The organism is Salegentibacter chungangensis, from assembly GCF_042678405.1.
Lineage (GTDB): Bacteria > Bacteroidota > Bacteroidia > Flavobacteriales > Flavobacteriaceae > Salegentibacter_A > Salegentibacter_A chungangensis.
Genome location: NZ_JBHTLI010000001.1, coordinates 344,471 through 359,068 on the forward strand (window position 1 = coordinate 344,471; position 14,598 = coordinate 359,068).

The 14,598-nt window shown below is 42.7% G+C and carries 9 protein-coding genes and 2 tRNA genes; 3 read left to right on the forward strand and 8 right to left on the reverse strand.

What is annotated here, in order from left to right:
* Window positions 1-2 precede the first annotated feature (2 nt).
* From ileS to gdhA, 4 genes are all read right to left on the reverse strand, one after another.
* Entirely contained in the window at window positions 3-3,407 is a 3,405-nt protein-coding gene (gene ileS, locus ACFQ3Q_RS01505; RefSeq protein ID WP_380742230.1) for an isoleucine--tRNA ligase, read from the reverse strand.
* 203 nt (window positions 3,408-3,610) lie between these two features.
* Window positions 3,611-6,013, reverse strand: a complete 2,403-nt coding sequence (locus ACFQ3Q_RS01510) for a TonB-dependent receptor plug domain-containing protein (RefSeq protein WP_380742232.1) — start codon at window positions 6,011-6,013, stop codon at window positions 3,611-3,613.
* Window positions 6,014-6,733, reverse strand: a complete 720-nt coding sequence (gene recO / locus ACFQ3Q_RS01515) for a DNA repair protein RecO (protein WP_380742234.1) — start codon at window positions 6,731-6,733, stop codon at window positions 6,014-6,016.
* An 81-nt stretch (window positions 6,734-6,814) separates the two neighbouring features.
* A complete protein-coding gene (gdhA, locus tag ACFQ3Q_RS01520; protein ID WP_380742236.1) occupies window positions 6,815-8,158 on the reverse strand; it encodes an NADP-specific glutamate dehydrogenase in 1,344 nt (447 codons plus the stop codon).
* Window positions 8,159-8,364: 206 nt separating this feature from the next.
* Here gdhA and ACFQ3Q_RS01525 point away from each other — a divergent pair, with 206 nt between their 5' ends.
* A complete protein-coding gene (locus ACFQ3Q_RS01525; RefSeq protein WP_380742238.1) occupies window positions 8,365-9,141 on the forward strand; it encodes a THC0290_0291 family protein in 777 nt (258 codons plus the stop codon).
* Here ACFQ3Q_RS01525 and pncA read toward each other — a convergent pair.
* The 3 genes from pncA to ACFQ3Q_RS01540 are packed head-to-tail and all read right to left on the reverse strand — an operon-like array spanning window position 9,131 to window position 11,697.
* The gene (pncA, locus tag ACFQ3Q_RS01530) at window positions 9,131-9,748 is read right to left on the reverse strand and encodes a bifunctional nicotinamidase/pyrazinamidase (RefSeq protein WP_380742239.1); all 618 of its coding nucleotides are present in this window, start codon (window positions 9,746-9,748) and stop codon (window positions 9,131-9,133) included. The two genes, ACFQ3Q_RS01525 and pncA, sit on opposite strands and share 11 nt — an antisense overlap.
* Before the next feature lie 4 nt (window positions 9,749-9,752).
* Window positions 9,753-11,156 carry a nicotinate phosphoribosyltransferase gene (locus tag ACFQ3Q_RS01535; RefSeq protein WP_380742241.1) on the reverse strand — a complete coding sequence of 468 codons (1,404 nt, stop codon included), beginning with the start codon at window positions 11,154-11,156 and terminating at the stop codon, window positions 9,753-9,755.
* 7 nt (window positions 11,157-11,163) lie between these two features.
* Entirely contained in the window at window positions 11,164-11,697 is a 534-nt protein-coding gene (locus ACFQ3Q_RS01540; RefSeq protein ID WP_380742243.1) for a macro domain-containing protein, read from the reverse strand.
* 240 nt (window positions 11,698-11,937) lie between these two features.
* On the opposite strand from ACFQ3Q_RS01540, the gene ACFQ3Q_RS01545 reads away from it, so the two are divergent.
* Window positions 11,938-12,011, forward strand: a tRNA-Asn gene (locus ACFQ3Q_RS01545).
* Window positions 12,012-12,062: 51 nt separating this feature from the next.
* Window positions 12,063-12,136, forward strand: a tRNA-Asn gene (locus ACFQ3Q_RS01550).
* Between the two features lie 107 nt (window positions 12,137-12,243).
* Here ACFQ3Q_RS01550 and ACFQ3Q_RS01555 read toward each other — a convergent pair.
* Entirely contained in the window at window positions 12,244-14,589 is a 2,346-nt protein-coding gene (locus tag ACFQ3Q_RS01555) for a fibronectin type III domain-containing protein (protein ID WP_380742245.1), read from the reverse strand.
* Window positions 14,590-14,598: the final 9 nt, after the last annotated feature.

The following is a 14,598-nucleotide window of genomic DNA, read 5'->3' on the forward strand; positions in this document are numbered from 1 at the left end:
GCTTAATGTTTTTTAATAAACAACTTTGTAGTGATATCATCAAAGGTAATTTCAGTACCCTCATCTACCACTTCTGCAAATTCGAGAGTCGCAGTTAAAGTTTCGTTCTTAATATAGGTTATATTTTCATTAACGGCATCCTCGACAATACCGTCGTTTTGTAGGGTCACATCTATGGTGTCAGTCACTTCAAAGCCTGAATCCTTTCGCATGTTCTGGATCCTGTTCACCAGTTCCCTGGCGATTCCCTCCTTTTTCAATTCGGGAGAAATGCTGACATCTAAAGCTACGGTCAGGTTGCCACTGGATGCAACTAACCATCCTTCAATATCTTGCGAAGAAATCTCCACTTCTTCGGCGGCCAAAGTAATCATTTTTTCGTTAACCTCAACCTCTATTTTTCCTTCTCGCTCTATTTGAGCTATCTCTTCAGGACCAAATTCATTTACCTTATTGACAATCAGCTTCATATCCTTTCCAAAGCGTGGTCCTAACACCCTGAAATTAGGTTTTATCTGCTTCACAAGCATTCCGGAAGCGTCATCTATCAACTCCAGTTCCTTAACATTCACCTCCGACTTTATAAGCTCCTGAACGGCAAGGATCTCCTCGCGCTGTTGTTCATCAAGCACCGGAATCATTACTCTTTGAAGCGGTTGTCTTACTTTTATCATTTCCTTCTTCCGCAGGGAAAGTACCAGGGACGAAATCGTCTGGGCTTTTTCCATCTTGCGCTCCAGGGACTTATCAACAAATTTATCATCAAACTTAGGGAAATCGGCCACGTGTACCGATTCAAAATTCTCTTTCCCTGTGGTTGAATTCAGGTCTCTGTAAAGGCTGTCCATAAAGAAAGGCGCAACCGGCGCACCAAGTTTCGCAACAGTTTCAAGACAAGTGTAAAGGGTTTGATAAGCAGAGATCTTATCCTGCTCATAATCGCCTTTCCAGAAACGTCTTCTGCTTAGGCGTACAAACCAGTTACTTAAATTCTCCTGTACAAACTCAGAGATCGCCCTTGTAGCCCTTGTAGGCTCATAATCGGCATAAAATTTATCTACCTTCTCTATCAGGGTATGTAATTCTGAAAGTATCCAGCGATCTATCTCAGGACGTTCGTTTAGCGGAACATCTTCTTCCTTATACGTGAAACTGTCGATATTAGCATATAAGGTAAAGAAAGAATAGGTGTTATACAAGGTGCCGAAGAATTTACGGCGCACTTCTCCTATCCCTTCAAGATCGAATTTCAGGTTGTCCCAGGGGTTCGCATTAGAGATCATATACCACCTGGTCGCATCGGGACCAAAAGCGGCAAGCGTCTCAAATGGGTCTACCGCATTCCCAAGTCTCTTGGACATCTTCTGCCCGTTCTTATCCAGAACAAGCCCGTTGGAAACCACATTCTTATAGGCCACATCATCAAAGATCATCGTGGCTATCGCGTGAAGGGTATAGAACCAACCTCTGGTCTGGTCTACTCCTTCAGCAATGAAATCGGCCTTTCTCTGGCCTCCTTCAACTTTTTCTTTATTCTCGAACGGATAATGCCACTGGGCATAAGGCATAGATCCTGAATCGAACCAAACGTCTATCAGGTCGGCCTCACGCTTCATCTGCTTTCCTGAATCGGAAACAAGGGTGATGCCGTCTACCACGTTCTTATGAAGGTCTACCTGCTCGTAGTTCTCTTCACTCATATTCCCGGGCTCGAAGCTTTCGAAAATATCCTTATCCATAAACCCGGCCTCAACAGCCTTCGCCATTTCCTCCTTCAGTTCTGCAACAGAACCTATCATCTTTTCCTCTTTTCCGTCTTCGGTTCTCCATATAGGCAATGGGATACCCCAGTAACGGCTTCGGCTAAGATTCCAGTCGTTGGCATTGGCTAACCAGTTCCCGAATCTACCTTCCCCGGTAGACTTCGGCTTCCAGTTAATACCCTTATTCAACTCATACATCCTGTCTTTGAATTCGGTCACCTTAATGAACCAGGAATCCAACGGATAGTATAAGATAGGCTTATCTGTTCTCCAGCAGTTTGGATAGGTGTGGACGTACTTTTCTACTTTAAAAGCACGGTTCTCTTCTTTTAGTTTAATAGCAAGCTCAACATCTACCGATTTTTCGGGCACCTCGCCTTCATCATAATATTCGTTCTTCACATACTTCCCGGCGTGCTCCCCCATTTCAGGCCTGAATCTACCCTGAAGATCAACAAGCGGAACAAGGTTTCCGTTCTCATCTTTAACCAGCATTGGCGGAACTTCAGGCTTTGCCTGTTTGGCCACCAAGGCATCGTCTGCACCAAAAGTAGGTGCGGTATGCACAATTCCGGTTCCGTCTTCGGTAGTAACAAAATCTCCGGAGATCACCCTGAATGCATTTTCCGGATGCTCATATGGTTTTGCATATGGCAGTAATTGCTCATATTCTATCCCCACAAGCTCTTTTCCTAAAACACTTTCACCAATCAGGTAAGGGATCTTTTTATCTCCTTCTTTATAAGACTGAAGCTCTTGCTCGGTCTCTACCTGCCTGAATTTTTTATCAAATTGTGCTTTTGCCAATTCCTTCGCAACCAAAATCGTGATTGATTTGAAGGTGTATTGGTTATAAGTCTTAACTGTTACGTATTCAATCTTTGGTCCAACCGTTAATGCCGTATTGGATGGCAAGGTCCACGGCGTGGTGGTCCAGGCGATAAGAAAGAGATGACCTGCTTCCTGTTTCAGGGATGCCGGTAAAGTTTCATCCTTTGCCTTGAACATTGCGGTTACTGTGGTATCGGTCACATCCTGGTAAGTTCCCGGCTGGTTAAGTTCGTGAGAACTGAGGCCGGTCCCCGCCTTAGGGGAATATGGCTGAATGGTATAACCTTTATAAATAAGACCTTTCTTATAAATCTCAGAAAGCAGCCACCAGACCGTTTCCATATATTTAGATTTGTAGGTGATATAAGGATGGTCCATATCTACCCAATACCCCATCTTTTCGGTAAGGTCGTTCCAGACATCGGTATAGCGCATTACCGCATTTTTACAGGCATCGTTATATTTCTCAACGCTGATCTTGGTGCCGATATCCTCTTTAGTAATTCCCAGCTCCTTTTCCACCCCAAGTTCCACAGGCAGGCCGTGAGTATCCCAGCCCGCTTTACGCTTAACCTGATATCCCTTTTGGGTCTTGTATCGACAAAAAATATCCTTAATAGCTCTTGCCATCACGTGGTGAATTCCCGGCAATCCGTTTGCGGATGGCGGGCCCTCAAAAAAAACGTACGGCTCTTTTCCTTCCCTGGTGCTGATACTTTTTTCAAAAATATCGTGCTCTTTCCACCAGGATAAGGTCTCTTCTGCTACTTTTGGTAAGTCAAGTCCTTTATATTCAGGGAACTTTTTACTCATTTTGTCGAAATTTCTAATGATGTGCGAAATTAATGAATTTTAATAAAAAAGAGGTCCCAAGAAAAAGAAAATACCAAAGGGCCTGAGACTTAACTTTTAATTAAATACCAGGCCAATGGGGTAAATTTGAGATAATAAAGACTTAAACTTTATAATGAAGATAATCTGAAGCTATGAATCCCGAAACGCAGCAGGTTTCAGCATTAAAAATCATAGCTAAGGGAAAGGATAAAATTCCTTCCTGCAGCAGCGATCCCCGATGAATAGGTTCTGTAGCGCTGGTCGGTGATGTTCTCCAGTACCAGGCCCGCCTTCCAGGACTCACTAATTTCATAGCGCCCGCTTAGATTAAGCGTATACCAGGATGGGGAATATGGGTTTCCCGCGGCATTAGTAGCATACAGGTAAGCTTTTCCCCTTTCGGAAGGCGCCAGATCCCGGTAGGAGATCTCCCCGTTGTATTCCGCAAAAAGATTCAGTTTTAAGCGTTTTTTGTGCCAGGTAAGTTGTGTGTTTCCAAATAATGGTGCCGCGTGGCGCAGTGGTGCCGTAGAGCCATTATCCTGTTCTTCTTCTCCCTGGGTATAACTCAAAACCGAAGAAAACCTCAGTGCGACCGAAATATCGATCTCGGTCATTGCTTCAAAACCATAAACATAGGCGCTGGAGGCATTCTGAATAGCCTGAACCCTGCTGGGCTCACCCTGGTATTCAATCTCCGTTTCCCCGTCGAGGCTGAAATCCCTTCTCACCATTGCATCATTAAGGTGAGTGAAGAAACCGGTCATTCCAAAACGAATATTCTCCGCCGGGGTCCAATCCATCCCGATTTCACCGTTATAGGCATATTCGGGTTTCAGATCTGGGTTAGGAACCACCACCGATCCCGGTTCAGAATCAAAGATCTTCCCTATATCGTCTATATTGGGAGCCCTGAAGGCAGTAGAAAGGTTCAGTCTCCACCCGAAATGACCACTTGGGTGCCAGTGAACACCTGCACTCCCGGTAAGCGCTCCTGTATTAATATCGGCATTATCAAAAGGAAATTCATAAAAAGATTGATCAAAATCAGCCTTTAGCATTACCTGATTATACCTTAATCCTGACTGAAAAGACAGATCCTCATTAACCTGTAACTGATAAGTGGTATAGGCGGCCAGCGATTGCCAGGTAGAACCGTCGGGGTAACGCGAGGCATTTGGCCCGGTTTCTCCGCTAAGAATGTTTTCAGTCGATCCAACCGATCCAACTTTATTCAGCACATATTCTGCTCCGTAGAATAATTTGCTGTTCTCAAAGGTCTTTTCAAAATCGAGGTTTCCGGACCAGGCATCAACATTTTCTTTGGTGTTAAAAAGAATCTCTTCGCCAAAATCGCGATCGTGTCTGCTTTCCTCAAAAAACTGATAGGCCGCTGTAAACTGGGCTTTATCATATATCTGCCCTCTCCCCTTCTTATTGATCTTGAAATTTCCCAGGAACCAGTTCTGAGGGCCATAATACCATTCACCGGAGCGCAATTGCCCGTCGCGTTTCCTGTAAAGCCTGTCGAAACGAGGATAATCTGAAGTAGTAGAATAGATCAAACCAAGACTGAAATTCCAGTTTTCGGTTGGCATATATTTTATCTTCTCCAGTAAATTCAACTGTTTGTAGCCTGTTGGTTTCTGAACTTCAGGATCGTGGTTCTTCAGGATCACATCCTGCCCGTTTTGTCTGGCGGCATATTCTTCTCTAAGATATTCGCCGGGTCCGTAAGATCCCATTTTCATATCCCCAAAATCTGAATAGGTGACCGAGGTCAAAAATGCCCAGTTTTCCCTGCCAATATTGAAATCGGTGTGAAAAGTCTTTTCATCATTGGCCGTGGCATACCGGGAATAGGCATTTCCCGAGAATGAGGTTTTTCGCCCAAAAGAGAACTTCGGCTTTAAGGTATAAAAGTTCATCACCCCGCCCACGGCATCACTTCCGTAAACCACGGAACCCGGCCCAAGTATAACTTCAGTCTTTTGTATCGCCAGCGGATCTATGGAGATCACATTTTGCAAATTCCCGCTCCTGAAGATCGCCGTATTCATTCTTACGCCATCTACCGTAATCAGCAAACGATTGGTCGCAAAACCTCTTATCATAGGGCTTCCCCCGCCCAGCTGACTTTTCTGAACGAACACCTGCCCCGTGCTTTCCAAAAGGTCTGCTGAAGTTTGTGGCGCGGCAAGTTGTATATCACTCGGGCCAATACTCAGGATCTTTTGAGGCACTTCATCCTTTTCGAGTTCAAATTTAGCAACCGAAAGAATCACTTCATCCAGTTTATTTTCATCAGACTCCACAAAGACAAGGCCTTTATTTTTCAGGATCTCCTTTTTTGTGATTATAAGTTCGTGATGGGAAATATGCTGAAAGTAGATCTTTTCGGAAACTTTAAAACCTGAAATATCAGCTTTGCCGAAAATATCAGTAAGTAACGTCCTGGTCTTTTCCTTGTTTAAGATAACAACTCCTGAAACAGGCTCCCCGGAATCCTTATCGAGAACGGTAATTTCCTGAGCCTGCAAACCGAGGCCGAGGATCAAAAAAACGAGTGCGGTTAAAATTCGCATTTAATTAAAAATTTCATTCAAGACCGAAAGAGACTTAGGCTTCCTGAAGCCTTCAATATGCAGTTCATAATATAAGAGCAACATATTAAGGAAGTTCTTTCGGCTGGTTTGGTTTAATTTAAGGTGCTGTACCTCTTCAATATCTGAAGTCATAATTCTTCTAAGGATCTCAAGATTGGCTCCTTCTACACAGTAATTATTGGTTTTTACGTTTTCAAATGTTCCTTCGAGAAGGTTAAAATAAGGCTGGTCCATCTCCGAATCGTCTGGTTGAAAACCAAGGTAGGCCGTTAGTTTCAGAAGAAAGAAAAGGTGAAAATTCGCCACCGACTCCATTTCATCCATTTTCTCAAAACTATGTTCAAGAAAAGCGTACAGCGCGGGATTTGATTCTTCTTCCTGAATGGAATTCTTCAGCATTTCGGCCAGAAACATTACCAGGCTGGATTTCACCACATTGGTATGCAAACTGGCATATGTATGAATCACCTTGGCCTCCTTAAGGTATTCCAGCGTTCCTTTGTCTTTATGACTGGCAATGATCTCCAGTTGGGTAAGCAGCTGGAACTGGGAAGCCTTGAACTTTCCTTTCCTGGATTTCAAGACCCCACGAAGCATATAGGTTTTCAGCCCGCTTTCCAGGGTATAAGCCTTTACGATAAGATCGGCCTCCCCGTACTTAAGAGCACTTATAACTATAGCTTTGGTATTTACCAGCATCCTTAAGGCTTGATTGAAGTTTCGAAGATATTAAAAAAGCCGCTCATTGAGCGGCTTTCGTTTTATATTAAAAGGTGTCGCTTATACCACACCCTGGGCTAACATCGCATCGGCAACTTTTACGAAGCCTGCAATATTCGCTCCTTTCACGTAATCTATATATCCGTCTTCTTCTTTCCCGAATTCAACACATTTATGGTGAATATCGTTCATTATCTCGTGAAGTTTTTTGTCTACTTCCTCTGAAGTCCAGCCATATCTCATAGAGTTCTGAGACATTTCAAGACCTGAAGTAGCAACACCTCCTGCATTTGAAGCTTTTCCGGGAGAGAAAAGGATCTTGGCATTCTGGAACACCTCAACGGCTTCAGGCGTACAAGGCATATTAGCACCCTCTCCAACACAAATACACCCGTTCTTTATCAATGTCTTCGCATCGTTCTCATGCAATTCGTTCTGAGTAGCACAAGGAAGGGCGATATCACACTTGATCTCCCAGGGAGTCTTTCCTTCAAAATATTTTGCGGAAGGATATTCCGAAACGTATTCGCTTATTCTGCCACGCTTCACATTCTTAAGATCCATTACAAACTTAAGTTTTGCCTCATCAATTCCGTTTTCGTCATAAATATAACCTCCGGAATCAGACATAGTCACTACTTTAGCTCCAAGCTGAATTGATTTTTCAGCAGCAAATTGTGCAACGTTTCCTGAGCCTGAGATCACAACGGTTTTCCCCTCCATACTCTCATCTCTGGTACGAAGCATATTTTGGGCAAAATATACATTCCCGTAACCTGTAGCTTCAGGACGTATAAGAGAACCTCCGTAAGAAAGTCCCTTTCCGGTAAGGATCCCGGTAAATTCATTCTGAAGTCTCTTGTATTGGCCAAAAAGATATCCTATCTCTCTTCCTCCAACTCCAATATCACCCGCAGGAACATCGGTATCTGCACCAATATGACGTTGCAATTCGGTCATAAAGCTCTGGCAGAATTTCATCACTTCATTATCAGACTTTCCTTTTGGATCGAAATCTGAACCTCCTTTACCACCACCCATAGGCAATGTGGTAAGGCTGTTCTTGAACACCTGCTCAAAAGCCAGGAACTTCAGGATACTAAGGTTTACAGAGGGGTGAAAACGCAACCCGCCTTTATACGGGCCGATAGCTGAATTCATCTGGATCCTGAATCCACGGTTCACCTGAATATTCCCCTCATCATCAAGCCACGGCACTCTGAACATGATCACACGCTCAGGCTCTACCATACGCTCCAAAAGCATCGCATTCTGATACTTTTTGTTTTTCTCTATAAAAGGTATAATTGTTTCGGCAACCTCATGAACCGCTTGCATGAACTCCGGCTCATTTTGATTTCTTTTGGAAACTTTATCCAGGAAATCTTGTACATTTTGTTCCATAGTGTATACTGATAATAAATTTTTGTAAAAAACAACGCATTTTTGCAGTACAAATATATGGGTTATATAAAAAATAGCGTTTAATTTTTATCATTTGATATAAAATTAACGAATTAAATTTCCGACATTCTGCCAGAGGCCCTACCCAATGGATAAATGTTATCCCAGTTTTTATATATTTGTTTAACTTGAATTCCCGGGGCCGCATGATTAATACCAAGACATTCTTTACGGTATTGTGTTTTTTTGTTTTCTTAAGCAAAACCGCAAACGCACAATTAAGAGTATATAATGAGATAGGCATTTTAGCGGGTCCTGCAGCCTTTTTCACCGACTATGGAGAACGCTGGAACATACGCTCCAACCTTGATAATGGAGGCTTTGGAGTCGGTATTGTGCATTATATGCATTTCGCTTATCGCAGGCATTGCAATATCTACCGGAAGAAAAATTACCTGGCCGACCATTTCAGAATAAGAAATGAGATAGATTATATGCGGTCTAACCTGGAGCACGTAGGCCCTGTGGCAATGAAAAAAACAAAAGGCGGAGAACAGCTTAGAGCGATGCACGGGTATAGCGAAACCATAGAAATAGGAACTCATCTCGAGTATTACCCCTTCAGCATTTCAGATTTTACAAATTTCTCCTACTGGCTTGCACCTTATATCGGGCTGGGATTCCATTATGTGCGGTATTTCCCGGATGCCTATTCAGACCTGGGCTCCTTTAAGACTCCGGGGGTGCTATTCCCCACCTTTGAGGATGGCTTAAACCTGGAAGACGGGCATACTACCGCTATTGCGGGAAATCTTGGCCTGCGCTACCATATCGCGCCCCGGCACGATATACTGATGGAAGCCAGGTGGCAGTATTATGATACCGACTGGCTGGAAGGGCTTAATATTCAGGCGAAACAGAACCAGTACAACGATTTCATCTTCTGGTTCAACATTGGCTATGTTTACTATATCAACCTTTAAAATTTAAGTCTCCGGAGCTCAGGATCTTACCATTTCTTTTCAGAATATCCTTTCGGGCTTTCTCAAATTCGCTTTCATCCAGCGCCCTTGTTGCATCCTCTATCAAAGTAGCTGAAAAGCCTTCAGCCAAAGCATCTTTAATGGAAAAATAGACACAGAATTCGGCGGCAAGACCGCAAAAATAAAGTTCCGTAGCTCCCTTTTCCTTCAGATATCCGCTAAGCCCGGTGGACTTTAAATGTTCATTATCATAAAACCCGCTGTAACTGTCGATCTCGGGATTGGTCCCTTTTCTGAAGATAGCCTCTATCCTTGAGGTTTCAAGACCAGTATGAAATTCAGCTCCTTTTGTGTTCTGTACACAATGGTCCGGCCATAACACCTGATCTGTTTTCCCAAGCTTAATGCTTTCAAACTCCTTTTTACCGAGGTGACTGGATGCAAAACTGGCGTGGCCTTCCGGATGCCAGTCCTGGGTGGCGATCACTAACTCAAAGTCCTGCTGAAGTTTATTGATCACCGGTACGATCTCATCGCCCTCAGGCACCGCCAGGGCTCCTCCGGGCATAAAGTCATTCTGTACATCTATTAAAACTAATGCTTTCATCAAACTATATTTTATGTTCTGCAATAAGTTTATCGCGCTCTTCCTTAAGCGTATTACTTATCCCCACTTTGTAGATATGGGGGTTATTGAATCGCTTATACTCGATAGGAAGCTCGGCTAACCTGCTTAAACTGTAATCCGCTATTTCTTTCAGATTCCTTTTTTCAATACTGGAAATTCCGTTGTTCATCACCTTCTTTAAAAGCGCTTCCTGCTCATAATCCCCAAGCTCCATAGACTTATACGGCTCAAAAGGATGATACATCACATTGATCTTCTCCTGGGTGTCAAGCCCCACCGCATCGGCTCCAATACATTTCCCGTTCTTGTCCTTTATACGGAAGACCTGCTTTTTATGCGGAAGCGTGACCTTGGAAAGACTTTCTGATATCTTTATTCTTGGTTTATCTTCGAAAAACGCCAGTTTATAAACGCCGTCCAGCGCTGAGTCCGGGTCTCCAATGATCAGGTTAGTCCCAACTCCAAACACATCTATGGGCGCCTGCTGCTCCAGGAGACTTTTAATCACATACTCATCAAGCTGATTTGAAGCAGCAATCTTCACATATTCCAGCCCGGCTTCATCTAAAAGCTTTCGGCTTTCCCGGGCAAGGTAAGCAAGGTCTCCGCTATCCAATCTTATTCCCAGCAGCTTCTGACCCCGTTCTTCCATTTCCTTAGCCACGGTGATCGCATTCGGGACCCCGCTTTTAAGAGTGTCGTAAGTGTCTACGAGTAAAACACAGTCTTTAGGCCTCCCTTCAGCAAAAGCCCTGAATGCCGTAAGCTCTTCATCATAACTCTGAATAAAAGAATGAGCCATAGTCCCCGAAACGGAAATATTGAAGTCACGGGCGGCAACCACATTGCTTGTGCCGTCAAACCCGCCAATAATAGCTGCCCTGGTGGCAAAATATCCACCGGAAGCCTGAGCCCGTCTCAGGCCAAAATCCAACAGCAACCTGTCCCCTGCCACAAGTCTTATCCTGCTGGCTTTAGTAGCAATTAAGGTTTGAAAATTCAGAAGGTTGAGCAGAATGGTCTCGATGATCTGCGCTTCTATAATACTTGCTTCAACCTGTAGTACCGGCCTGGTAGGAAAAACTATATCTCCTTCCCTAACCGAATAAATATTCCCCCTGAACCTGAACTCCTTAAGATATTCCAGGAAATCCTCGTCAAAATCCTGCTTTTTCAGATAGGCGATATCTTCTTCTGAAAATCTTAGGTTTTGCAGTACATCCAGCAGGTAATCAAGTCCGGCGAAAACAGCATATCCCCCATCAAAAGGAAGCTTTCTGAAAAAGTAATCGAAAACGGCCCGATTTTGGCCGTGCCCGTTTTTAAAGTACACCTGGGCCATTGCCAGTTGATACTGATCGGTATAGGTAGCGGTAAAATTCTGCATGTAGTTTCTATTTCTTTATCTCAGAGAGCATTTCATTATAAACCCTGAGGTCCTCCTCACTGAAGAGCACAAATTTAATCTTTTGGAGGTGTTTGAAGGCAGGTATTGCGTTAAGAACTGTCTCAACCGCTATTTGAGCAGCCTCTTTTAAGGGGTAACCGAATATTCCCGTTGAAATTGCAGGAAAAGCGACCGACCTTATTTTATTTTCTTCCGCAAGTTCCAAAGCCCGTTTATAACAATTTTCGAGGAAATCTGCAGCGGGTTCATCCCGGCCGTAAACAGGCCCCAGACAATGGATCACGAATTTATTCGGAAGATTATGGCCTCCGGTAATCACAGCCTCTCCCGGTTTTATAGGCGCCAGGGGCTTGCATTCTTTGTATAGGCCCGGCCCGGCAGCAGTGTGCAAAGCTCCGGCAACTCCTCCCCCGGTGGTAAGCGCCGCGTTAGCCGCATTTACAACGGCATCCATATCCTGTTGGTTGGCGATATCACCTCTTTCAGTTTCAATAAGAAATTTTCCGATTCTAATTTCCATAAGCTATAATTCTTGGTCTGTTCAAGATAACTATTTTAGCTTAAAATTTGGAAAATAAGGCTTTCATACAGCCGGTATAGAATATAAAGAACGGGCTAAAATCCCTGCTATTTCCCTTGGCGGGAAGGAGATTATTGCTGAAATTTGTTAAATGCAAACTTCGCGATCAAATTTTTGTAGATTATTTAGTGAAAATTAAAAATAACATTATATTTGCATCCGCAAAATTGCTTGCAAACTTCCTCCTTAGCTCAGTTGGTTAGAGCATCTGACTGTTAATCAGAGGGCCCTTGGTTCGAGTCCAAGAGGAGGAGCAAAAGTCAAAGCAAAGACTTCAAAAAACTGCTAACAAACATGTCGAAAATTCCTCAGTAGCTCAGTTGGTTAGAGCATCTGACTGTTAATCAGAGGGTCGTTGGTTCGAGCCCAACCTGAGGAGCAAAAAAAGCCTGATAGTTTCTATCAGGCTTTTTTGCTTTTATAGCTGGATTATTACATTACTAATTAAAGAAGGCTGCTTAAAAGCAGCCCTCTTTAAAGTGGTCCTTAATTTTCCTTTGTTGTGAAACTCAACTCAGTCGAGTAATCAATTCCCAATCTGTTTTTTGCAAAATATCTAACATAATAAGTTGTCCCCGGTTCCAAATTATTTAAAAAAGCATTTCCTTCAGATGCCTCCGTTTCATCAATTATAAAACTATCCTCAATATTTGTATTAGGCTCGGTTCCCCAACAAAATCCTTCAGACAGGATTTGGGAGCCACCACTATCAGGGGAATACCCATACACGGTTGCAGAATTCGAAGTTACATCATAGACACTATGAATATAAGCAGTTGGAAGACCTGGTGAAGTAAATTTAACTTCATTGCTATAATAAACCCCGGATTCATTAATTGCGTAACTTCTTGCATAATAGGTTTGCTTCATCTCCAGATCTGTTAAATAGTAAGTATAAATTGTTCCAGCAATAACAGGGTCAACTGCTTTATTAGAATTACTGCTATCTATTGTTAATCCTGAGGAAGCACCATATAGTAACCCTCTTTCTATAATGGGCAAACCACCTTCCTTAGTGATGTCTATATCAAAATGAACCTCAGGATCCGCATACGTGCCATCGTACATCAGATCGCTAAGCTGGATAACACCATCCAAGGTTTTAAACTCATCAACAAAAGAATCTTCCCCTAACTCATTTTTTAAGGTTAACCTGGCGAAGTAAGCCTGATCCATTTCCAAGCTTTCGATTTTCTTTCTCAAATAAATATCCTTCTCTGAAGGGCCTACTATAGTATCCAAATACTCTACAGAGGCATCAAATGTGTTTGAAGTGCTATATTCCAAAATAAGCCTTGTAGCCAATGTGTTTTCTCCAATTTCTATATATGCCTCAGCACTTTTTGCTCCAATCTTAGAATTATCAATAGCAAAAATTAAGATCTTAGGTTCACTCCCCAGGGTAGATATATCGATAGGATCCCCATAAGTTACTCCAACTTCATTTTCCATTTTTAACCGTGCCCAATAGCGGGTTCCCGGGTTAAGGTTTTCGATTAGTGCAGAAATCGCTCTGTCCGAATATGGACTTAGCGGACTTTGATCCGCGAGAACAGAGTCTGCCTGGTCAAAGCTTTCCAGGTATTCTATGTATTGGATATATACTTTTGTTTCCAGAAAATTAGGGTTAACTGCCCCTTGCACCTTAATAGTTTTATTACCGGATTCCAGGGTGAGATGCCCCACTTCTTCAGGCAAGCCTCCTAAGGTTGTAAAGCTGTTTATAGAGGAACTCACAGAACCGAATTCATTACTGGCAGACAACCTGTAATAGTAAATTGTAGCAGGTTTAAGACCAGAAACACTTTCTCCTAATGCAACTTCATTACCACCATTTACAGGACCTTCGTTAAATACAACATCTGCACCCAAGCTCTCTGTTTCCCCGTATTCAAATACAACTTCAGTTTCAGCATTATTGGCAATTAACCTGCTTATAACCCTAATGCTATCTGCCGAAATCACAGTGACTTCCATCCCTGTAATTTTTGGTTTTGTTGCCGTAAAATTTAAAAACCCATCGATGTATTGCTGAAAATCCGGGATATTTACATCCTTACCTAAGGACTTATATCTTTCAATCAAATTAGTTCTGATAACCGGGGCATCCAGGTTAAGGGCAGATTGCCGAAGTGCATCCTGAATGTTGCTATTATTTAGCACCCCATCCTCTTCAATATCTGAAGAAATACTTGCAAGAAGCTCTGTAAGGTCTCCAACACTTCGATCTCCCTGCAGGATTGAAGATATCCCCAGCAGAATGGCGTCTTTGGATATATCGAGCAATTCAGAAGATTGGATATCATCTTCCTTTATATTAAATATTGAAAGAATTTCAGCCTGGGCGGTCTTTTTAGCCTCGGCAAAAGACTTCCCTTCTTCTATCAGGTATTCGACTCTTTTCTTTTCAAGATGAGTTAAAAGATTAACGTTTACACCTGAAACTGATTTAATATCGGAAATTGCAAAGAGATTTAATTGTGATGATGAGATCTCTCCTTTCACTTCATCGTAATAAAACCCGTTTGCTGAAAATTCAACAAACTGAGAACTAAGGCTAATATTACTGATCTCAAACCGCCCATCATTACCTGATATTTGAGTGTTAAAGCTTTTTCCTGTCTGCGCCAGGGATTCATTCAGCTCATACATTGAGATCCCGGTACCGTTAACATAAGGGCCTTTTTGGATGTAACCGGATATCTCATCAATTTCAATTTTTTCCTGAGGCACAGGTTTTGGCTCCGGAGGAGTATCATCAGATTCCTTATCACAACTTATAAAAGAGATCAAAATTATCCCCAATAATGAATAGAGGTTAAATAACTTCATAGAAAAGCA